At 45.5% G+C, this 21,345-nt stretch carries 20 protein-coding genes; 5 read left to right on the plus strand and 15 right to left on the minus strand.

What is annotated here, in order from left to right; genetic code table 11:
• Positions 1-274 precede the first annotated feature (274 nt).
• The 3 genes from upp to BM095_RS07005 form a co-directional block, all read right to left on the minus strand.
• Positions 275-904, minus strand: coding sequence for a uracil phosphoribosyltransferase (gene upp, locus BM095_RS06995; protein ID WP_091659376.1), 630 nt, complete (start codon positions 902-904; stop codon positions 275-277).
• Between the two features lie 287 nt (positions 905-1,191).
• On the minus strand, positions 1,192-2,433 hold the full coding sequence (locus BM095_RS07000) for a serine hydroxymethyltransferase (RefSeq protein ID WP_091659378.1): 1,242 nt from the start codon (positions 2,431-2,433) through the stop codon (positions 1,192-1,194).
• 212 nt (positions 2,434-2,645) lie between these two features.
• The gene (locus BM095_RS07005) at positions 2,646-3,203 is read right to left on the minus strand and encodes a TIGR01440 family protein (RefSeq protein WP_091659381.1); all 558 of its coding nucleotides are present in this window, start codon (positions 3,201-3,203) and stop codon (positions 2,646-2,648) included.
• A gap of 234 nt (positions 3,204-3,437) precedes the next feature.
• Here BM095_RS07005 and BM095_RS07010 point away from each other — a divergent pair, with 234 nt between their 5' ends.
• Positions 3,438-3,857 carry an ABC transporter transmembrane domain-containing protein gene (locus BM095_RS07010; protein ID WP_177194739.1) on the plus strand — a complete coding sequence of 140 codons (420 nt, stop codon included), beginning with the start codon at positions 3,438-3,440 and terminating at the stop codon, positions 3,855-3,857.
• Between the two features lie 241 nt (positions 3,858-4,098).
• On the opposite strand, the gene rpiB is transcribed toward BM095_RS07010, so the two are convergent.
• The 8 genes from rpiB to prfA all read right to left on the minus strand — a co-directional run bounded on the left by rpiB (position 4,099) and on the right by prfA (position 11,233).
• Positions 4,099-4,536: a ribose 5-phosphate isomerase B gene (rpiB, locus tag BM095_RS07015; protein WP_091659385.1), complete on the minus strand. Its 438-nt coding sequence runs from the start codon at positions 4,534-4,536 to the stop codon at positions 4,099-4,101.
• Between the two features lie 150 nt (positions 4,537-4,686).
• Entirely contained in the window at positions 4,687-5,982 is a 1,296-nt protein-coding gene (locus BM095_RS07020) for a methyl-accepting chemotaxis protein (RefSeq protein ID WP_091659388.1), read from the minus strand.
• A gap of 18 nt (positions 5,983-6,000) precedes the next feature.
• Positions 6,001-6,480 carry a low molecular weight protein arginine phosphatase gene (locus BM095_RS07025; RefSeq protein WP_245757834.1) on the minus strand — a complete coding sequence of 160 codons (480 nt, stop codon included), beginning with the start codon at positions 6,478-6,480 and terminating at the stop codon, positions 6,001-6,003.
• 43 nt (positions 6,481-6,523) lie between these two features.
• Entirely contained in the window at positions 6,524-7,066 is a 543-nt protein-coding gene (locus BM095_RS07030) for a manganese efflux pump MntP (RefSeq protein ID WP_177194740.1), read from the minus strand.
• A 56-nt stretch (positions 7,067-7,122) separates the two neighbouring features.
• Positions 7,123-8,175 (minus strand): L-threonylcarbamoyladenylate synthase, encoded by a 1,053-nt coding sequence (locus tag BM095_RS07035; RefSeq protein ID WP_091659393.1) that lies wholly within the window; start codon positions 8,173-8,175, stop codon positions 7,123-7,125.
• A gap of 237 nt (positions 8,176-8,412) precedes the next feature.
• Entirely contained in the window at positions 8,413-9,042 is a 630-nt protein-coding gene (spoIIR, locus tag BM095_RS07040) for a stage II sporulation protein R (RefSeq protein ID WP_177194741.1), read from the minus strand.
• A 253-nt stretch (positions 9,043-9,295) separates the two neighbouring features.
• Positions 9,296-10,162 carry a peptide chain release factor N(5)-glutamine methyltransferase gene (prmC, locus tag BM095_RS07045; RefSeq protein ID WP_091659398.1) on the minus strand — a complete coding sequence of 289 codons (867 nt, stop codon included), beginning with the start codon at positions 10,160-10,162 and terminating at the stop codon, positions 9,296-9,298.
• The gene (gene prfA, locus BM095_RS07050) at positions 10,163-11,233 is read right to left on the minus strand and encodes a peptide chain release factor 1 (protein WP_091659401.1); all 1,071 of its coding nucleotides are present in this window, start codon (positions 11,231-11,233) and stop codon (positions 10,163-10,165) included.
• A 272-nt stretch (positions 11,234-11,505) separates the two neighbouring features.
• Between prfA and BM095_RS07055 the strand changes: the two genes are divergently transcribed.
• Positions 11,506-12,837, plus strand: a complete 1,332-nt coding sequence (locus tag BM095_RS07055) for an FAD-dependent oxidoreductase (protein WP_091659404.1) — start codon at positions 11,506-11,508, stop codon at positions 12,835-12,837.
• A 619-nt stretch (positions 12,838-13,456) separates the two neighbouring features.
• Here BM095_RS07055 and BM095_RS07060 read toward each other — a convergent pair.
• The 3 genes from BM095_RS07060 to BM095_RS07070 form a co-directional block, all read right to left on the minus strand.
• Entirely contained in the window at positions 13,457-14,761 is a 1,305-nt protein-coding gene (locus BM095_RS07060; protein ID WP_091659406.1) for an RNA polymerase sigma factor, read from the minus strand.
• A gap of 156 nt (positions 14,762-14,917) precedes the next feature.
• Positions 14,918-15,448, minus strand: coding sequence for a chromate transporter (locus tag BM095_RS07065; protein ID WP_091659409.1), 531 nt, complete (start codon positions 15,446-15,448; stop codon positions 14,918-14,920).
• On the minus strand, positions 15,445-16,017 hold the full coding sequence (locus BM095_RS07070; protein ID WP_091659411.1) for a chromate transporter: 573 nt from the start codon (positions 16,015-16,017) through the stop codon (positions 15,445-15,447). The genes BM095_RS07065 and BM095_RS07070 overlap by 4 nt, the downstream gene beginning before the upstream one ends.
• A 135-nt stretch (positions 16,018-16,152) precedes the next feature.
• Between BM095_RS07070 and BM095_RS07075 the strand changes: the two genes are divergently transcribed.
• Both BM095_RS07075 and BM095_RS07080 read left to right on the plus strand, forming a co-directional pair.
• Entirely contained in the window at positions 16,153-16,602 is a 450-nt protein-coding gene (locus BM095_RS07075; protein ID WP_091659414.1) for an Lrp/AsnC family transcriptional regulator, read from the plus strand.
• Positions 16,603-16,658: 56 nt separating this feature from the next.
• Positions 16,659-17,858, plus strand: coding sequence for a SulP family inorganic anion transporter (locus BM095_RS07080; RefSeq protein WP_091659416.1), 1,200 nt, complete (start codon positions 16,659-16,661; stop codon positions 17,856-17,858).
• Between the two features lie 525 nt (positions 17,859-18,383).
• On the opposite strand, the gene BM095_RS07085 is transcribed toward BM095_RS07080, so the two are convergent.
• On the minus strand, positions 18,384-20,129 hold the full coding sequence (locus BM095_RS07085) for a methyl-accepting chemotaxis protein (RefSeq protein ID WP_091659419.1): 1,746 nt from the start codon (positions 20,127-20,129) through the stop codon (positions 18,384-18,386).
• 219 nt (positions 20,130-20,348) lie between these two features.
• Here BM095_RS07085 and BM095_RS07090 point away from each other — a divergent pair, with 219 nt between their 5' ends.
• Positions 20,349-21,266 carry a nuclease-related domain-containing protein gene (locus BM095_RS07090; RefSeq protein WP_091659421.1) on the plus strand — a complete coding sequence of 306 codons (918 nt, stop codon included), beginning with the start codon at positions 20,349-20,351 and terminating at the stop codon, positions 21,264-21,266.
• The last annotated feature ends 79 nt before the right edge of the window (positions 21,267-21,345 follow it).

Here is a 21,345-nt window from a genome sequence, read left to right on the forward strand (position 1 = left end):
CTGTCATCCCGCCTTTTGCTTCAAAGATAAGAAAATATAACATTCATGGAGTGATGTCTAGCTACAGCTCCTAGTCGCTCGGAGGCCCACAGTTGAATGATCTTTTGCTAAAATCACAAACATCCTGTGCAAACCAGGGCGCTTGCGCTTTTCTTACTGTCTAGCTTCAGGCGCCATCGGCTCGAGGTCGCTTCAACCCGCACTGTGGCGGCAAGCCTCCTCGGCGGGTCTCCAGCGCTTGTCGCCGATAGGCGGGCGCCTTGCGCTTTTCTTCTTATTTTGTTCCAAATAACCGGTCTCCTGCGTCCCCGAGACCTGGAATAATGTATCCTTTTTCGTTTAGCTTTTCGTCTAACGCTGCGAGGTAAATATCAATATCCGGATGGGCTTCTTGTACAGCCTCTACTCCTTCTGGTGCAGCAATGAGGCACATTAACTTAATTTGGTTCGCCCCACGCTTTTTCAAGCTTTGGATCGCTTCCACTGCCGAACCACCTGTCGCAAGCATCGGATCGACAACAATAAATTCTCTTTCTTCAATATCGCTCGGGAGCTTTGCATAATACTCTACTGGTTGCAAGGTTTCCGGGTCCCTGTACAGTCCAATGTGACCCACTTTTGCAGCCGGAATTAGATTCAATACACCGTCCGACATGCCAAGGCCTGCACGTAAAATCGGAACAATTCCAAGTTTCTTTCCTGCTAACGTATGCGATTGTGCCGGTCCTACTGGTGTTTCTACGGTTACTTCCTGCAATGGCAGATGACGAGTAATCTCGAATGCCATCAAGGTTGCCACTTCATTAACCAGCTCACGGAACTCTTTCGTGCCTGTGCTGACATCCCGAATAAAGGTAAGTTTATGCTGAATTAATGGATGATCAAGTACGTGTACATTCCCCATATAATAAATCGGCTCCTTTGCCCCGCTATCCAGATGTCGCAAGGGTGACTTGGCAAACGGGTTAAGATTGTCTTTTTGAATTCTATCGAAAAATAGGTCATCCATCAAGCAGGGGGCAAAAGATCCACGATTCAGATTATTTTATTATTGTGTTTTTCTTCGCTCTAAGACTGGAATCCTGACGAAAAACACCTGTCGAGACAGTTTAATGCCGCAGAGCAAAAGTACCTCACACATATAAAAAGAACTGCTGAAGTTTTCTTCTTCAACAGTTCTTCTATGAGACATTACAATTCCGGATACATCGGGAATTTCGCAGTAAGAGCGTCGACACGTTCTGCTGCTTCTTTTAGCTTTTCTTCGTTGTCATGGTTTTTCAGAACAAGCGCCATAATAGATCCGACTTCTTCCATTTCTTGTTCTCCGAAACCACGGCTTGTTACGGCTGCGGTTCCGATGCGGATTCCGCTCGTGACAAATGGGCTTTCCGGATCAAAAGGAATCGCATTTTTATTCGTTGTAAGTCCCGCTTCGTCCAATGCTTTTTCAGCTACCTTCCCTGTTACGTTCAAGCTCTGCAGGTCAAGTAGAAGCAAGTGGTTATCGGTTCCACCAGAAACTAAATCGATTCCTTCCCTTTTCAACGTTTCACCAAGTTTTTTCGCGTTCTTCACGATGTTTTGCGTATACGTTTTGAAATCGTCTTGAAGTGCTTCTCCGAAAGCAACCGCTTTTGCAGCAATCACATGCATGAGCGGCCCGCCTTGCAGCCCAGGGAATACAGACTTATCGATTTTCTTCGCAAATTCTTCTTTACATAGCACCATACCACCACGAGGACCACGAAGCGTCTTGTGGGTGGTTGTAGTCACGAAATGAGCGTGAGGTACTGGATTTGGATGAATTCCAGTTGCTACGAGACCAGCGATATGAGCCATGTCTACCATTAAATAAGCTCCTACTTCATCTGCGATTTCACGGAATTTCTCAAAGTTGATTTCGCGTGGATACGCGCTGGCGCCGGCTACAATCATCTTCGGCTGGTGTTCTTTCGCCGCTTCCCGAACGATATCATAATCAATCGTTTGGTCTTCTTTCGTCACCCCGTACTCCACAAAATTATATTGAACGCCGCTGAAGTTAACGGGGCTTCCGTGCGTCAAATGACCACCATGAGAAAGATTCATCCCGAGAACCGTGTCACCGTGCTCCAAGGCTGTAAAATAAACCGCCATGTTTGCCTGCGCTCCAGAGTGAGGCTGCACGTTTACATGATCGGCACCGAAGATTTCTTTCGCCCGGTCACGAGCAAGATCTTCCACGACGTCTACGTATTCACAACCTCCGTAGTACCGGCGTCCTGGATAACCTTCCGCGTATTTATTTGTTAAGACAGATCCTTGTGCCTCCATGACAGCCTGGCTGACAAAGTTTTCTGAGGCGATTAATTCGATTTTGTCTCGTTGGCGTTGAAGTTCATCTTGAATTGCTCCAAAGACACTAGGGTCTTGTTTTTTTAGTGAATCCATAAGAAATGCTTGCCCCTTTCTTCCCATCGCTTATATTTTTTATTCGTGGTTTACCGCAAATTTATCCTACGACGACTATTGTAACATGATTTTTTAAGCAAAATCCGTATTTTAATGAAAAAAATAAGAAAATCATTAAGAAAAAATGAATAATCTCATCAATGACTCCAAATGAAGAAACCGTTTATGATCTGGTCCCTTATCATGATCTCCTATTTACTCTCCGGGTAATGCGCCCGAATGCCCCCCACTAATTTGGGACGAGTTTTTGCCATCGTCACATGAGCCTCTCCAATTTCTTTCACATCGCCTCGTAACGGAACGGCTACGTGCTTGAGATGCATTCCGATCATCGTATCTCCTATATCAATTCCTGCATCTGCTTTCACATGCTCTACGAGGACAGGATCGTTGAACTGCTGGTACGCATGAGAAGCCATCGCCCCACCCGCTTTTCGATGCGGGATCGCAGTCACTTCATCTAACCAAAAAGCTTGAGCGGTTTTCCGTTCCAACACAAGCGCCCGATTTAAATGTTCACAACATTGAAAAGCAAGATGCACCCCTGTTTCATCACGAAGTTTGGCAAATATCTGATACAGTGCTTCCGCCGCTTCTTCTGAGCCTGCGGATCCGATTCGCTTTCCTACTATTTCACTTGTGCTGACTCCCGCTATAAACATTTTATTTTCATCCAGGTGAACCTGGGAAGTTATCGTTTCCAAACAAGATTGTAAGGCAGAACGCCATTCCCGTACTTGTTCTTTCATCCTCATCACCTCTTTCTTAATGTACCATATCTGACACAAGATAGAAAAAGAATGATGAAGAAAGATTCATATACATACAACTGCTTTCCTTCACAACTTTTTCTTTCACCTACGAAGAATCTTTCTCTTTCTCATTGAACGATTCAGAGATCCCTTTTCTCTTTTCTTATGCGATCATTTGCGTACAATCCCTCCCGAATTCGTTACAGCATCAGCCTATGGTTCAGTCTGCAAGTGTTTATCGGTGAGGTTCTCGTAGCCAGAGATGCCAATCCGCTTACCTGGATTATTCTTACCTATTTTGGGCTGATCCTTCTCCGCGGTGCTCTCTATTTTAGCGATACGTATCTTTCAAACTGGGTCGGGGAAAACTTTGTCCTTTCCTTACGACATAGTCTGTTTGAATATTTGCAAGGATTATCGCTGCATTTTTTCAAGAAGCGAAAACTGGGAGACATTCTCTCAAGACTCTCTACTGCTATTGCTTCGATCGAACATTTAGTCGTTTCCGGTGCCACCTCTGCCATTTCCTACTTGTTTCAGCTTCTCGTTTTTGTAGGGATGCTTTTTTTCATGCAGTGGAAATCAGCTTTTATCCCTCGTTGTCGTCCCTCTTTTTTATGTAGTAACCCGTTTTTTCTCCCGCCGAATTAAAATGGCGTCACGGGAACGTACACGTAGAGAAGGCGCTATCCATGCCGTATCGGAGGAGAGTCTTTGCAAATATAGCTTTAATGATGGCGGCCTTATCTTTCATTGGTTGTTTCATTGGGACGATGATACGTTTACGGAGAAGGGTACGGGAGACTAGACAATGAGGCTCATGAAAAAAGCCAGCTACGACAACTTTGCCATAGCCGGCCTGTGTTTTTTGTTTCATGTTTCACGTGAAACATTACTGTTCGATGTTCATCATTTTCTCTACGCGGCGTGCATGACGACCGCCTTCGTATTCCGTACCCAGCCAAGCTTTTACGATCTCAGCAGCAAGTCCAGGTCCAACAATTCTTTCCCCCATAGCGAGGATGTTGCTGTCATTATGAGCACGTGTGGCTTTCGCACTGAAGACATCGTGAACAAGCGCACAGCGAATTCCTTTCACTTTGTTGGCAGAGATAGACATCCCGATGCCGGTTCCACAAATTAAAATTCCTTTGTCTGCTTCCCCGGAGGCTACTTTTTCTGATACGGGAAGCGCAAAATCAGGATAGTCTACGGAATCTTCACAGTCACAGCCGACATCCTCTATTTCAATGTCCATGTCTTCTAATACTGTTAATACTTCTTTTTTTAAACGATACCCTGCGTGGTCAGAGCCTATTGCCAATTTCATAAGGGTATCCTCCTTTCTTAACTTTTCTTCAAGACGTTTCCTTTATTATTTACCTAATAAACCATACTCTTCCCTCTAAGACAAGAGCAGGACATGACATATTAGGGAAAATACTCTATGTACACTATCATCCTCAAGTACCCAGTGCCCTTATAAGGTGAATTTCTCTATCGTGACTTTGAGTCGTTCCGCTTGCTTTGTTAATGCTTGAGCAGTGGCTGCGCATTCTCGTAGAATGTCGGATTGGTTATTCGTAGCTGACGTTACTTCTAACGCTCCAGCTGAGGTTTCTTCCGCGATGGCGGCTACTTCTTGCGAGTCTTGAGATGTTTTTTCAACGGCTTCCCTTTGCTCGTCAATGAGGAGCGATATATCATGAACGGCCTTCGCTACGGTTTCGACAGATTGTTCCATGTCTGTTAAAGCGACAGTCGTTTCTGTTCCTTTTTTCGATTCTCTGCTGGCCGCGCCGGCTTGGCTTTCAATTTTTTCGACAGCGTTTCGAACCCCGGATTGAATGTGTTGAATGAAGTGACGGACTTCTCCTACCGCTTTCGAACTCTCATCCGCTAATTTCCTGACTTCCTCTGCCACGACTTCAAATCCTTTTCCGTGTTTTCCTGCACGAGCCGCTTCAATGGAAGCATTTAACGCAAGTAAATTCGTTTGTTCGGCAATGTCCCCGACTAGAGCGATAATCTCCCCGATTTGCTCAGCTTGTTTGTCTAGCGATTCAATAGCCGCGACTGATTCTTGATTATTTTTCTCCATCTCTTGAATCCCATCCACTAAAGACTGGATAATGTGTTTGCTTTTATCGAGTGTATGGACCATATCTGTTACGGAGGAAGTGGAGTGGTTTGCTTTCATCTGGACTTCTGATGCAATCCGGGTAACGTCTTCGATCGCCTCCGCCGTGCTTTGAATGGCGACTGCGGACTGTTCAGCGCCGGAAGCAATCTCTGTTACTGTCGAAGATACATGGTCGGCATGGTTCGAAGCTTCCTCGGTAGACTCCGTAATTTCTGCTACTTTCTGACTCGTCTCTCTAAAGTTATGATCAATGTCATCGACCATCGTTCTGAGGTTTTCGAGCATTTTATTGTAAGCTAGTCCCAGTTCCCTTATTTCATCATCCGAAGAGGATACTTCTACCCCTTCTTGGATATCTCCTTCGGCTGCTTTCTGCGCGGAGGCTTCTAGTCGTTTTAATGGCTTCGTAATCAGCGGCGCCGACACATATGCGAGAATCCCGCTCCATAGCCATCCTAATAAGAGAGTAAGGAGGAGAAACATATCTCGTGAGATCCCCCATGTCTCGGGAAGCCAATCCGCCACAACAAAAATGAAGAAAGCGCTCGTTCCATATGTCACAACCGTTACTGCACTAATTCCTACCACTAATTTTTTCCGAATGCTAAACCGATATTTCCGTCGTTTCCGCATACATACACCTGCCCGCTCTCATACATGTTTTATTTTTTCTAGTACCGCGTCAATGAGAGGCTCAAGTTCTTCTGCTGTTTTGCGGTACATCTCCGCTGAACCGCCTATCGGGTCGGTAATATCCCCTTCCGGACCTGTTATGTCAGCGGCGAATTCTTTGATTGTAAATATTTTATCGGCAGCTTCGGGATAAAGTTGAACAGTGGTTTCATGGTGACTTTTTGTCATCGTTAAAACGAGATCCGCCCAATCCACTAACTCTTTGGTGACTGGCTGTGATTTGTGATCCAATTCAATCCCTTTTTCCTTCAAGACATCCATGGTCCCATCGGATGCGGGCATATCCGGCATCGCGTATACTCCTGCTGACTTTACTTCTACGCCGTCTGTGGCCTTTGATCGAAGCAGCGCTTCAGCAAGTGGACTTCGACACGTATTTCCTGTACATACAAATAATATATGTTTGATAGCCGCCACATCCTTTCTTCTCATTAACATTCCTATCCATACGTTCTCCTTCTATTTTATCATAGGTGCATCTCTATAGGATGAGCTTCAAACCAAACCCGAGAAGAATGAGTCCGCCGATAATTTCCCCGTAGTGGCCCAATGATTGCCTCAGCTGTTTCCCTAAGGATAGGCCACTCCATGTAAAAAAAGCACTGAAGGCGCCAAAAGCGAGCAACACCGAATACAGAGGAGCTTGTAAAATACCAAGCGATATCCCGATTGAAAAACTATCCAAGCTGACAAGAAGCGCAAATATAAAAATTCCTATTCCTCGAGGAACAATTACTTGTTCCATCTTATCTTCATTCCTTAACCCGGCCCGTATCATTTGCAGGCCGATGATACCGAGTAATGCTCCTGCGGTGATCACGGCAATATGTTCAAATTCAGACGCAATCCAGCGGCCTCCGTATAAACCGAGGCAAGGCATCAGCATGTGGAATATACCGACCGTCCCCGCTGTGACCCATTTATTCACCTTGCGATTGTCTTGCATGGCAATCGCCAAAGACATAGAAAAAGCATCCATACTTAATGCGACAGCCATGGAAAACAAAAGAAGCCAACCACTCATTCCCCCACCCCTTCCGGACATGCTCTTACATGCTATGCATGTCCGGAACGGATCATTCAAGATTGAGTGGCAGCTTTTTCTAAACGATTCATGATTGCAAGTCCTAATCCTTCTTTCGGAAATGTTTCTGATAAAATTACATCGGCACCTGAAAGATCTGCTTGTCGCAGATGATCATATAAGGAGGCGCTTACCTCAGAAAGATTCATTCGCGATCCAAGTGAAAAAAACATGTCAGCCAATCCTCCGAGCGGTTCGCGGTGTTCCTCTACAGCCAAGACCGCTACAACCCGTTTCTGCGCTTGTTCTTCCTGAATCTTTTTTAACATTTCATCGACGGTGCCAGGAACTAAATAGAGAGGGACGTCAGGGGCATAATGCCGGTATTTCATTCCTGGCGATCTCGGTGTTTGGTCCGTCGAAGAATGAGCGGATGCGGCTATTTCTACGTTATTCTCTCCCAAGACATGAGCTATTTCTTCTTTTGTCACTCCTCCTGGACGAAGGATCCAACATGTCTCCCCCGTACAGTCGACCACTGTCGATTCCAATCCATAACCAGAGGGCCCGCCATCCACAACTCCTGCGATGCGGTGCTCAAGATCCTCTATCACGTGTTCTGCTTTTGTTGGACTCGGCCTGCCTGAACGATTCGCACTAGGGGCGGCCACTGGAATACCCGCCGCTTGAATGAGAGCACGAGCTACAGTGTGAGCCGGCATGCGAACGGCTACCGTGGAAAGCCCTGCTGTCACTTTCTCAGACACAGCATTTGATTTTGGTACAATGAGGGTGAGCGGTCCCGGCCAAAACACCTCTGCCAATTGTTTCGCCATCTCAGGAATGGAAGCGGTCAACGGCTCCCATTGCTCCATTTCTCCAATATGAACGATCAGCGGATTATCACTTGGCCGCCCTTTTGCTAGGAAAATATTTTCAACCGCTTGTTCATTTGTTGCATCAGCTCCTAGCCCGTAGACCGTTTCTGTCGGAAACGCAATCACTTCTCCGTTTTTTATCCACAGCCCCGCTTCTTTCAGCTCAGGGGTTGAAGCGGATACTCCACCAACATTATCCACACTCCACAACTTCGTCTGTTGATAACCCATTCGTTACACCTGCCATTTCCCCATAATTTCCTTTCTAAGATAAGAACATTCTGCGTATTCTCAAATCGCTTTATAAACTGGCTTTTCGCTTCATGACAAGGGTAGAGCGTTTGTTCTCTCCTCTATTACTTTAGCAAACGATTCGTTCTCTTAACAGTGAAAAAAGATACCCACAACATTTTTCATACCTGTGGATATCTTCTTCATTTCTACTTATATCAGGCTTATTTCGCTCATTTAACTATTGGATCCAAACCAATCTTTCCACTTTTCCACAACGAAGAAGGAATACACTTCCTCTTCATCCACATTTTCCTTCGAGTTATCCACATGTTGTTGGTTTTCTGTTTTCTCTGGCTCTGTTTCCTCTTCTTCCGCTGGTATGAAACATAAAGGTGGGAATAATACACACCACCAATTTTCCCCTTCCCCTTCTCCGATGGATACGACGAGCGCTTCATACGTGCCCGCTGGATAAACGATAGGCCCGTACATTCTCGTAGGAAATGTTACATCCTCTTTTAACTGCAGAGTAAATGTATGGTCCGAAAGGTTTTCCTCCAGAACATTCTGTATAACCTCTTCTATATGATCCATGTTTTTTCTCATCCGCTCTCTCGCTTCTTCACGCGACTGAAGATCTTGCACCAACACGCGGATTTCTTCGGTAACCGCGTCCCGAACCTCCCGTTTTAACAGTTGTTCCCCGGGAGAATCATCATGTGCGAGAATCCGGAGCCTGATCGCGTCCTCCGGGATCATATCCTGATGAGAAATCGATGCCGATGCTTCTTGCTGCTGTTCGATATGCAAGATTACGAGAGTCATAAAAAATAAAATATAAAAAAGTGCTTTTACATTTTTCATTTGGAATGGCACCGCCCTTTCAGCAATCAGTGTGGACGATGCCGCTCCCATTTAAACGGGTAAACCGTTCGACAAAAAAAGAAAAGCGGAAGCGCGCCCGCTTATCGGCGACTAGCGCTGAAGACCCGCCGAGGAGGCTTTGCCGCCGCAGCGCGGGTTGAAGCGACCTCGAGCCGATGGCGCCGGAGCTAGACAATAAGAAAAGCACAAGGCGCCCTGGCTTCTACAGGACGTGCTGCTTTTTTCTAACATACTAGACTTGCTTTTTATTTTCGCAAAACACCATTCGCTCTTTTCCGTTCAAGTCCCGTCGAATGGAAATGTTTGCTTCGGGGAGGGCTGATTGAAATAGTTCTTTTACATCGTTCCCTTGTTTTTCCCCGATTTCGAAGGCAGCCAAACCGTCCTCTTTTAAGAGTGTTGGTAAATCACGGGCCATCGCTCGATACGAGAGAAGTCCATCTTCATCCTCTCCTATCAAAGCGCGTTCAGGCTCATGTTCTTTGACTAACGGATCCAATGCGAGCCACTCTGTTTTAGGAATATAAGGTGGATTCGACACAATGACATCCCATTTCTTTGCTTGATGACGCAAAGGTTCTAGTAAATCTCCTTGGTAGAACGAGACCGAAGCTCCTAATTGACCGGCATTTTTCTCGGCAATCTGCAGAGCCTCATTGCTAATATCTGTCGCCGTCACTTGTAAGGAAGGGTGCTCCAGCGCGAGTGTAATGGCGATAATCCCACTCCCCGTGCCAATATCAGCCACGGTGGCATGCTCCCGGCCTTTCAGCCAATTGAGTACACCTGCTACCAGCTCCTCTGTTTCGGGCCGCGGGATCAGTACTTTATCACTCACTGAAAAACGTCTGCCATAAAATTCTTCATACCCTAATAAATGCTGGATCGGTACCCCTTCTGCGTGACGAAGAACATGGCGGTAAAAGTGCTCCCACACCCTGTCCGGCAACGGTTCGCGTCGTTCGATATAAAAATCGGTCCAGCTCAGGCCAAGATGATGTTTTAACAACAGGTCTGCAGCCCTAGGCTCCCGTCCGTTTTTTTCCAAAAAAGAAGAAGCCCACTCTAAGGCTTCATACACTCGTTGCGGCTTCTTCATTTATTCGCCCGCCTTCTCCATCATTTGTGCTTGCTCTTCTACAATGAGAGTATCAATAATTTCATCAAGCTCTCCTTGCAAAATTTGATCGAGCTTTTGGATCGTCAGACCAATGCGATGATCGGTCACGCGGCTTTGCGGGAAGTTATACGTACGAATACGTTCCGACCGATCTCCTGTGCCGACCGCTGACTTACGATTCTCGGCGTACTCGGCTTGTGCTTCCTGTTGAAATTTATCATAAATACGAGCACGCAATACTTTCATCGCTTTTTCTTTGTTTTTGATCTGTGATTTTTCGTCCTGACACGACACGACGATTCCCGTTGGTTCGTGCGTCAAACGTACCGCTGACATCGTCGTATTTACGCTTTGCCCGCCTGGTCCGCTCGATGCAAACGTATCCACACGGATATCTTTCTCATTAATGTCGATCTCGACTTCTTCGGCCTCAGGAAGAACGGCTACGGTCGCCGTGGACGTATGAATACGTCCTCCTGACTCCGTACTAGGTACACGCTGGACACGGTGAGCTCCATTTTCGTATTTCATTTTCGAAAAAGCGCCGTCTCCATTAATCATAAAAATGATTTCTTTGTATCCGCCAAGCTCAGTTGGGCTCGCTTCAATGATTTCCGGTTTCCACCCGTTTTTCTCTGCGAAACGGGAATACATCTTAAACAAATCACCGGCAAATAAAGCAGCTTCATCCCCGCCGGCCGCTCCTCGAATCTCAACGATTACATTTTTATCATCGTTCGGATCTTTCGGGAGAAGGAGGATTCTAAGACGTTCCTCGAGCTCTTCTTTTTTCTCAGAGAGTTCGTCAATTTCCATTTTTACCATGTCCGTCATTTCTTCATCTAGCTCATCACCAAGCATGGATTTCGCATCATCCAACTGCTTCGTTGTTTCTTTATACGAACGATAAGCTTGCACGGTTTCAGCTATATCGGATTGTTCTTTCGAATATTCTCGCAGTTTTTTAGAGTCCCCAATCACGTCCGGGTCACTCAACAAATCGTTCAACTCTTCGTAACGATCTTCCACAGCTTGTAATCGATCTAACACAAGCGTTCACCTCTTTATTTTTGCATAACAATACAATTATAGTACATTGCAGGAACCGAGTCAAAAGGGAGAGTATCACGAAAGTACCACATGTTATTATTTTACTTAGATGGGAAAGGTATGTGTAGAAGAGCAACTTTCAGAGTGCGCTTTATCGCCTAGCTGCTCGGAGGTTCACAGTTGATTGAATGTGTGAAAGTGGATCCTTTACTAGACCGCTTGTTGCTAAGCACTTGAACGTCCTGTGTACGTTTACGAAAGGGGAAATGGAAATGAACTATGTCATTATAGGTGGCGATGCGGCCGGAATGAGTGCCGCTATGCAAATTGTGAGAAGTGGACAAGAAGCAAATATCACGACATTGGAAAAAGGGACGTATTATTCCTATGCGCAGTGTGGCCTTCCTTACCTCATTAGCGGCGCCGTTGAAAACACTGAAAGCCTTATCGCAAGAGACATCGATACTTTCCGCAACAAGTATGGAATCGACGCTCGCGTTTCTCATGAAGTCACGTCGGTGGACCCTGAGGCCAAAAAAGTAATCGGGATTAACCTAGAGAACCAGGAGACGTTTGAACTGCCATATGACAAACTGCTCGTTGCTACAGGCGGCTCGCCGATGGTCCCTAATTGGCCAGGCCGGGATTTACCGGGCGTTCATACGTTAAAAACAATCCCTGACATTGAAGCGATTATGGATGATATGAGTGACGTGAAAGACATCACGATTATCGGTGGCGGCTATATCGGACTGGAGCTTGCGGAAAACTTTGTCGAAGCCGGTCGTCACGTTCGCATGATTGAACGAAACAACCGTCTCGCCAAAATGTTTGATGAAGACATGACGGAGGCCATTCACGATGAAGCCGCTGCGCATGATGTAGAAGTTTGTTTAGAAGAATCGGTGGAAGCCCTTGAAGGAAAAGACCACGTGCAGGCTGTCGTCACCGATAAGAACCGCTATGAGACCGACATGGTCATCGTCGCTACCGGCATCCGTCCCAACACTGATTTTTTAAAAGGGACAGGGGTCATCCGTGAGAAAAACGGCGCCATCACAGTGAACCGCTACATGGAAACGAACATAGAGAACATTTACGCAGCGGGAGATTGTGCAACCCAATACCACCGTATTAAAGAAAAAGACGATTATATCCCCCTTGGTACACATGCCAATAAGCAAGGGAGAGCCGCCGGTCTGAATATGGTCGGTAATCCTAAGGCCTTCCAAGGAATCGTCGGCACCTCCATTTTGCGCTTTTTCCGTTTGACTCTCGCCAAAACAGGATTATCTGAAGTCGAAGCAAAAGCTATGAATTTTCCAATAGAAACGATCTCACACAGCACCTCCCATATTGCCGGTTACTTTGAAGGAAAGAAAAAGCTTTCCATGAAGATTACGTACCGAACCGACACAGATATCGTCATAGGCGGACAGGTCATCGGAGAGGAAGGAGCAGACAAACGGATTGACGTGCTTGCCACGGCTCTCTTCCATCGTATGACGGTGAGTGAATTTGAAGATTTGGATTTAGCCTATGCTCCCCCGTTCAATGGTGTCTGGGACCCGCTGCAGCAAACCATCCGCCGGGCCCCTAAATAATGCGCAGTCCCCTGCCCTAACACAGAAGCCAATGGTTAGGGCAGTGTGCTCTATTTCTCTTCTTCGTTTTGGGCATCTTTTGATCTTCTTCTTTACCTCATCCGCTGCTTCATTTCCTTTTTGGGCATCTTTCCTCTCCTTGCGTGACCTCCTCGATTCTCTCTCTCCTTTCTGGGGCGACTTCCCACCCTCTCCCTTACCTCATCTACTGCTCCATCTCCCTTTTGGGCATCTTTCCCATCCTTGCGTGACCTCCTCGATTTTCTCTCTCCTTTCTAGGGCAACTTCCCATCCTCTCCCTTACCTCTTCCGCTGCTCCATCTCCCTTTTGGGCATCTTTCCCATCCTTGCATGACCTCTCTATTGGTCTTTCCATCCTTTTGGTTCACTTTCTTCTCCTTGCATGACCTCCTCGATTACCTTCCTCTCTTTTAGGCATCTTTCGACGACTCCTCCGCTGACTTCACCATTCCACACAGGACAACTTCAGCGCCCCCTGAAAAAGCGAGGCTCCTCCATCAGCGACAAGTGCTGGGTCCCTCCTTCCTTTGCTGAACAATTAAAAAGAAGGCATCGGGTCTTTTTCAGACGTCCTCTGCCTTCCTGCATCCAAGTTTATTTACTGTTCTATCCATTCCCATTCATCGGCTGCCACTTGTTGTCGCGCTGCTAATCCATCGGCCATTTCAGGAGGGTGATTCGTTTCCCACGTTACCATGTTTTCCTCATTCTCCATAAAAACGACAGATGAACCGGCCCCATCCTCACTGCGGAAAAAGAGCCCATAAGCGCCGTACTCCAAGTTCTCCTCGTTTCGTTCCTCGTATAACTCATATCCTTGATCGCCGTACTTTTGCTTCATGTCCTCTATAATCTCGTCTCTTACTGTTGTACCTTCATACTCTTGAAACGTCCAAACCGCTTCTGATGTCGGTTCCTGCTCTGGTGTAAAAGCAGCGAACACCTCTGTTTTTCCTTCCTCCCCGGACTCTACGGTAAAATGCTCAGGAATATAGGTGGAGAAAGACAAAGGAGGGGCCGTGAGCAGCTGAAAGGTTTGAGTTTCTTCCATTCCTTCGATAAGAAAAGAAATGTCTTTTTGCTCGTCACGCTCGGCAGCAATGGCTTTGTCTTGGGCGAAATCTTCTTTTCTTTGATCTTGATCCATGTCTTCTTCTGGATCAGGAGACGTTGCTGTGCCTTGCGGATCCGATTCCTCTGGTAAAAGTACTGATTGACTGAGAAGAAGAAATATTCCTAGAGACAAGACGGAGAGCGTCCCGCCAATACCGATCAGCCAGCTTATTTTTGTTTTACGCTGTTTTTTCTTTTTCTTCAAATAAGACCATATTGTATCTCCCGAAATTAAGGAAGGGAGCTTCCGATAATTCTCTTCTGTCCTTTTTAGAAATTCTTCTACGGATACATCAATATCAGGACTCTCAGATATTCTCAATGTCAGCTGTCTCCATGCTTCCTCCACTGCATTCTTTGCTGTCTCTTCATCTGTACTTAGAATTTCCGTGATTTCTTCATACGTTTTTTTGTGAAAATGAGACAATATAAACGGAATGCGATATTTTTCAGGTAAGATGTTTAGCTGTTCATAAGCTTTCGTAGCTTTTTCCTTCACTACCGGGTCTGTTTCGGTTTCTCCCTTATCACTCGGGCTGCCTGCTTTCCATGCAAATGCTGTATCTCTTGCCAGTCGGTATAACCAGGCACTCACCGATGTTCCTTCAAAAGAAGCAACCGAACGGTTCGCCTGATAAAATGTTTCTTTTAACACGGCGGCTGTTGTTTCGACAGGTACGCCTGCTTGTAATAAAAAAAGTTGGATGTCTCGATTGTATTTGTGGATCAATTCCTGAAACGCAGTGTCATCCCCGAACCTCGTACGTTCAATTAATGTATGATCTGCCATTCCATATCCCCCGTTTTCCTATAATGGAAGCTCCTCAAATCCTGAGGCTCGAGAGCATTATAGCATGTTTTTCCGTTCCATATCATGATAGTTAGGCCCCATCTCTATATTTATGAGAAGAATATGGAAAATAGTAGAGGGAGAGACTGACTCCTATCACCCGAGAAATACGGCTCCATATACGATGGAGAGGCCAATCACAAGAGCTGGATGGATGCTCCATTTTTCTAACATAAAAAAGCTGACAATCATGAGGATGACAGTCTGGACCCATCCGGATGCCTCAAGGGAACTGTTTAGAAATTGAAACGCAATAACACCGAGTAAAATCGCAATCACGGGACGCACATACTTTGTCATTCGTTTCATTTTTGGAGAGTCACGATACTTGAATAAAATACCAACCAATACAATCATCAAGATCAGAGAAGGAGCTACCGTTGCAAAGACAGCAACACCGGCACCTAACACACCCCCTACCTCATACCCTATGTAACCGGCCATTTTTGTCGCAATTGGTCCAGGGAGGGCATTTCCAATCGCAAGCACTTCACTGAACTCTCCCATCGTCATCCAGCCGTACCGTTCGACGACTTCATATTGAACTAGCGGGATCGCCGCGGGACCTCCGCCATACCCTAATATTCCGGGAAGAAAAAAAGCAATGAATAAATGCACGTACGTCACTTGGCTTCACCTTCTTTTCGAAGCTTCTCTTTTTTCTCTGTGTCGCTTTTCTGAAATATGGCGATCAGCAGCAACACCGCGATAATGATAGCGGGATGAATATGAAACAGTTCGATGAGTAGAAGACCGGCTGCTAACGCCACCCCTACTATCTTCCAGCCAAAATCCTGCTTTGACTTCTTAATAAACCCCCATGTGAGCACACCCATCATCACGGTCACGACAGGCAGGACACCATTTGTAATTCCGTTGACCCAGGCTTCTTCCTGAAAGGCTGACAACACTGCAAATAAACTAATCATTAGAATGATCGTAGGCATCATGACTGCAAGCACTCCGTTCAGAGCACCGATAATGCCGCCTTTCGCGTAACCAATATACCCAGCCATTTTCGTCACAATCGGCCCCGGCAGCGTGTTCCCCAGTGCAAGAATATCCCCGAACTCCTCTTCCGATACCCATTGATAATGGTCGACCACTTCTTTATGAACGAGAGGAATCGAAGCCGGGCCGCCCCCATAGCCGAGAAGACCTACCCGGAAAAACGCGAGAAAAATTTTTAACTGCATTCTTCACCAATCTCCTATCTTTCATTTTGGTTATAATATAGCATAAAACTGAAACTTTGTGATAATATTATTTCATAATTAATTTCTTTTCGTTTAAATATTTACTATTTCATTTAACATAGGAAGGTGAAATTTATGAAAATAGATCAAACGGACAGACGCATTCTCGATTTGTTGACAACAGACGGGCGCATGTCTTACGTCGACATCGGAAAAGAATTAGACATGTCCCGTGTGGCGGTAAGAGACCGGGTACAGACCATGGTAAAAGAAGGCGTCATTGAGCGATTTAGCGTGGTCATCAATTCCGAATTAGCAGGAAAAGGAGTTTCTGCTTTTTTTGAAGTGGACTGTGAACCGAGTCACCTCGTCGAAGTCGCAGAAACTCTCAGCCAAAATCCCCACGTTGCCAGCTGCTATCAAATGACAGGGCCAAGTACCCTTCACATGCACGTACTAGTAGAAGATTTTCCAAGACTCGAGAAGTTTATTAATGAAGAACTGTATGCATTAGATGGGATTACGCGAGTGGAGAGTCACATTTTACTTCGTCGCTTCAAGAGCCGGACGGGGTTAAAACTGTAAGGTAAGGAACCACCATGACTTGGCATAACTCTGTTTCAATAACGTACATATGAACCATGACAACTTTACAATTATGGAAAAACGATGCCTACGCCGCATGTTTGGTCGCCTTGCTGCTTATCCCGCAAGCGATTGCTTATGCCATGATAGCGGGGGTTCCTGCCGTATACGGGTTGTATGCCTCCATTTTTCCTTTGTTGGTCTACAGCCTTGTCGGAAGTTCCCCATTATTATCAGTTGGACCGGTGGCTGTTGTGTCCGTCATGGTGTATACGGGGCTCACCCCCTTGGCATTTCCAGGTTCTCCTCTTTATCTTGCGCTCGTCGCTTTCTTGACGTTGTCCGTAGGCTTGTTGCAAGTGTTTTTCGCAGTCGTTCGGCTCGGGACATTATTTCGGTACGTTCCTCACTCTGTGATGAGGGGATTTATCAACGCCCTGGCCCTTACGATCATCCTGCATCAAGTCAGTACGTTAACGGGGATTTCCTTCCAAAGTGAGTTACCGTTTCTGCAAGCTTTGGCCGACTTCGGCAGGAAACTGGTCACGTTACAACAGCCTGTCTTTTTGTTTAGCTGCTTGTTGATTGTTTTGTATGTCTTTTTGAGGCGAAGTAGGGTTCCGTCTCCCTCTCTTCTTCTTGTCGTCATCAGCTCGCTCGTTGTGTTCTATTTTCATTTGGAACACGCAGGTATTGAAAAAGTCGGTGCCATTCAGTCGGGCTGGCCGGCTTGGGATATTCCTGATCTGCTTGTTGCGTACGTACCGGACATCCTACCTCTTGCCTTTTTCATTGCGTTGATTAGTTTTTTAGAGTCTTACACGATGGCCGTACAGTTGCAATCGGATCAACCTTCCAAGCTTGACCCGAATCAAGAATTGTTTGCGTTGGGACTGGCTAACGTGACAGGGAGCCTTGTGCAAGCATTCCCTGTGGCCGGCGCGTTTTCCAGGTCGGCCGTGAATCGCGATGCCCGTGCCCGAACGAGAATGGCCTCCTTGTTAACAGCTCTGTTTGTCTTACTGTTAAGTGTGTACTTCACCATGCCATTGACATACTTACCGTTGCCGGCACTCGCGGTCATTATTATATTTGCAGCGTATCGGTTAATCCATTGGCGTTCGATCGGGACTCACCCGATTGTTTTGATCACGACACTATCTTGCCTGACGCTCGGGTTAAAAATGGGGTTTTGTATAGGAATTGGAGCTTCCCTTCTCTGGTCGTATCTCTCTTCTCCTGAAAGACGAGTATAAAAAAGGAGCCCTTTTTGAATCACTTCAGGGGTACAAAAAAGTCATTCACGAATAAAGTGGCTCCTTCAGTTATGTTGGATACTAAGTTATCCAAAGAACATAGATTATAAAATACACAGCACAGAGGTAAAAGGGGCAACTTTCAACGAAGAAGGTTTTTTTAGAACACTCCAATAGTGGTTGTAATGGGTGTGCAGTTACAAATGAAAATGATGAATTGGAAGTAATAATTGATTGGGAAGAAGGTAAATCAGAAGAATTTATTTTAACTCAATAGCTTATTTTAATAGTATATAGCGTGTTAGTTTAATAAGGCGATAAAAAAACGCTCAGAGATTAAAAATTTCTGAGCGTTTTTAGTACCAATTATAACCCGCTCACTGCGGGATCTTACTGCCACAGGACGTGTGCGATTTTAGTAGAAGTTCCTCTGTTGCTTCGACGCACAGGACAGCTTGAACTGATGTCGCACTTGTGCCCGTGGTGTTTTTCAACTGATTAACACCTTTTGATTCAGCCCCTAGTTCAAATTTTAAATCGATGGATCATATCCTGTAATTCTTGAGCGACTGTACTTAACCCTTCCGATGACTCTGTAATGTCTTTCATAGCCGCGATCTGTTCTTTTGTGATCACGACTACATTCTCGGAATGAGTGGCGGCATCTTTCGCGATGTTGGTCATTTCTCCTATCGTTGTTTTTACTTGTTCGGAGCCAGCAGACATTTCTTCCGACAACGCGGACACTTCTTGAATTCGTTCTGTGACCCGTTCGATACCTTGCAGGATTTGCTGGAACGCTCTTCCTGCGTCTTGAACCACCACTGTTCCAGACTGAACTTCTTCCTGACCGCTCTTCATCGAGTGGACAGCTTCTTTCATATCCTCTTGAATGTTAGCGACAATTCCCGTGATCTGTTCCACCGACTTCCTGGATTCATCTGCGAGTTGACGAATTTCATCGGAAACGACAGCAAAGCTTCTGCCATGTTCCCCTGCTCTTGCAGCCTCAATTGCAGCATTTAATGCCAATAAATTCGTTTGATCCGAAATATCGGTAATCACATCCAAAATTTTGACAATCGCTTGAGAATGTTCATCTAAACGGCCAACCACTTGCGTGTATTCATCGGTCGTACGATGGATGGACTCCATTTGGGAGTGAACATTTCGGATAGCCTCTTCTCCATGCTGTGCTTCTTCGAGCGTACTGACTGCGATTTCTGACACAGCGGTTGCCGATTCTGCAATGTGCTGCACTCCCGTAGACATCTCCTCCATCGCATCCACGCTTTCCTCAGAACCTTTCATCTGATGCCGTGAGCCTGATGCTACTTCTTGAATGGCTGTTTCAATCTGCCGGTTTGTCGCAGAGGATTGTTCGGCGCTGGCAAATAATTCCTCTGATGATGCTGCTACGTGTTCTGACGTGGAAGCTACTTTTTCGATCATTTCTTTCAATTGCTGTACCATGCCGTAGAAGGAAGCGCTTAATTTACCGACTTCATCATTTCTCGTCACAGGCAGTTTTGATATGTTTTCATTCGCCGCCGCTAGATCTCCATCTGAAAGCTTCTCTGCAGTCTCCCGAATATGCTCTAACGGCTTGAGCGACCGAATAATATAGAAAGAAAGCAGCACGACCATGAGGATTAACAGAACCCCCATACTTATCAAGAAAATAGGCATCACTTCAGAAGTCACCGCTTCAGTAGTTCCATCGATCTGTCCTGCGTCAATATCGACTCCCAACACACCAATGACTTCCCCATTTGTATCTTGAATAGGTGCAAAAGCCGATAAATAATTACCGTAATCCGGATCCTCCATTACTTCTGTGCTCATCGCTTCTTGGTTTAAAACCGGTTGAATGGTTTCCTCAGATGCCGTATTACTAATCTCCCCTATTTCCGATACCACATCGGAACCTTCGGGCTGTCCGTCAACCAGAATAGGAAGACCTTCACCGACCTGCTCCACTCCCATCGTGTAGATGTAAAGTGCTCCCGTTTTTTCACGAATGTCATTTAATTGATTACGGAGTTCCCAATACACCGGTGTTTCCTCTTGATGTTGTAAGAATGTGCGATATAAATCAGGATCAATTTGAGACGCGACATTTTCCGCCGTGCTGACACTATGATTCGAGATTGCTAGTTCGGTCGTATTCTTCACAGATTGATAAAGGAAAAAACCACTAATTGCGCTAATTAGCAAAATACTGACAATAGAAATACTGACAATTTTTGTACGGATACTATTCCACTTCATAATGTACTCTCTCCTTCTCTAAGCTGCAGCCCCCTTATGTATTCACTGAATGCATAGCCCCCGCATATGCACTCTCATTATTTATATCGACTCATTTCTCCTTCTATTCAGTCTTTTTATGTGTTAGATTTTCAAAATTAACCATTTTTCTTGATCATTTGACCTATTCCTTATATAATATGATTGTTGTCTAAATATTTTTAATAATAGGAGTGGCCTATGTTTACAAAACACCGGAATGTATCACCTGAGATCGGTGCTTGGACAAGCTTACATGCTCGCATGGACTTGTCCCGAGAAGATCGACAGTACTTTATGAGTATGGTGAAAGGATTTGAAGGAGAAAAACATTTTGACGAGTGGCTGTATCGGCTGCCCTCGGACACACTTATACTGAATGATCTGATCCTCGAGGTAAACCAGCAAATCATTCAATGCGATTCTCTCGTAATAACTGGGAAGGAAGTGATGCTTTTTGAGGTAAAAAATTATGAAGGGGACTTTTACGTGGAAGACGAATGTTGGTTTTCTACAAGTGGATTAGAAATCCGTAACCCTCTTCATCAATTGAAACGAAGTGAATCTCTCCTCGCAACATTACTTCAGAAAGAGCGCTTTTCTTTTTCTGTTACCGCTTATCTCGTCTTTGTTCATCCCGAATTTGTACTTCTGCAAGCTCCTCGAGACGTTTCCATTATCTTTCCCGGCCAACTACCTCGATTTTTTCAACGATTGAAAAAAGAAGCCAAGCCACTAACCCAAAAGCATCACCAACTCGCAGAACGGCTCCTGACTCTCCATATGGACGAATCTCCCTACCATAAACTTCCTGCATACTCTTATAATCGGTTAAAAAAAGGAATTCTCTGTCCCTCCTGCTTTGCTTTCTTCCAATTGCACCACCAACGCCTTGTTTGTCCTACCTGTTCCTATCGTATTCAGGCAAGCACAGGTGTCATTGAGAGCGTAAAAGAATTTCAATGGCTTTTCCCAGAGAAAAAGATCACCACCCCTCACATTCACGACTGGGTGGGCGGCACCGTTTCTAAAAAAGTGATCAGGACCTGCCTAAAGAAACATTTTTTCATGCTCTCCCAAGGTAGAGGCGTTCACTATGTCGCGAGGAATGAAAAATGATGCTTTCAGAGATGAAATCTACATGGAGTTTTGCTTTTCTAACAGATAACGCGAAACCTCGCCAATCTTAGACATCATT

This window comes from Alteribacillus iranensis (assembly GCF_900113025.1).
Classification (GTDB): Bacteria; Bacillota; Bacilli; order Bacillales; family Marinococcaceae; genus Alteribacillus_A; species Alteribacillus_A iranensis.